Source organism: Pseudoalteromonas arctica (assembly GCF_012927645.1).
GTDB classification, from domain to species: Bacteria; Pseudomonadota; Gammaproteobacteria; order Enterobacterales; family Alteromonadaceae; genus Pseudoalteromonas; species Pseudoalteromonas arctica_A.
On record NZ_JABBMT010000088.1, the window covers coordinates 1 to 909 of the forward strand.

Annotated in this window: 1 protein-coding gene and 1 pseudogene; both read left to right on the top strand. The window is 39.4% G+C overall.

From position 1 onward, the window contains the following. The coding region (locus tag HHO47_RS18995; protein WP_211183783.1) for a metalloprotease at positions 1-572 on the top strand (572 nt) is incomplete at its 5' end. Positions 573-729: 157 nt separating this feature from the next. Then, a pseudogene (locus tag HHO47_RS19000) lies at positions 730-909 on the top strand (HlyD family efflux transporter periplasmic adaptor subunit); the annotation flags it as partial.

A 909-nucleotide genomic window follows, 5' to 3' on the forward strand; every position in this document is an offset into this window, starting at 1 on the left:
GCATTAAAACCAAGGGTATTTATTTAATCCCATTTGTTGGCGGGCTTGCCGTGAGCGACGATAAAATTACTACTCGTTGGCAAGATGTGGTGATTTCTTTAATGGGACCCGCGTTTGGTCTAATCACTTCAGTACTTGGGGTGGTACTTTATTACGCCACCGAGATGGAAGTTTTTGCAGGTGTCGCGGTGCTCAGCGCGTTACTTAATTTGTTCAACTTATTACCTATTCTACCGCTCGATGGTGGTCATGTACTAAAGAGTATAAGCTTTTCAATGCGTTCATGGATTGGATTAAGCATGTGTATTTTAGGCGTGTTGTTTGGCTTATGGCTAAGCTACACCTTTGGTTTAATGCTATTAGTGTTCTTCTTATTTATCGGCGCATTGGAAATTGCTTTTGAATGGCGCGGCCGACATTACTCACATTTATTGCCATTGGATAAATACGGCCAAGGTTTCTCGGCAGTGATGTATACATTGGTTGTTATAGGCCATGTCGCAGTGATGATGCACTTTGCTGACTCTGAAAATCCGATTTTAAGCTTGCCGATGAAAATTTTATCGAGTTAGCAATAATAACAGTGTGTTAGCTTGATATTTGCTCGTCACGCTGTTTTTTACACTGCTGTTGTTGTTATTTTAAGTTTTTGTGATTTTATTATTGATTTTTTATATCTTAAAAGATACTTTCCTGATATCGGTAATTTGTTGAGGGAATATTCAAGAAATGTTATTTAGAAAGGAAGCTGTCGCTCAGCAAAGTGAGCGTTTGACGGGGGCTATCACTCTCGCACAACCGCTATCAATAAAATTAACTGTGTTTATTCTGGCTTGTGTGGCTATCGCAGTTATTACCTTCTTATTCACTGCTCAATACTCTCGTAAAGAAACTGTGCGCGGTTTTTTA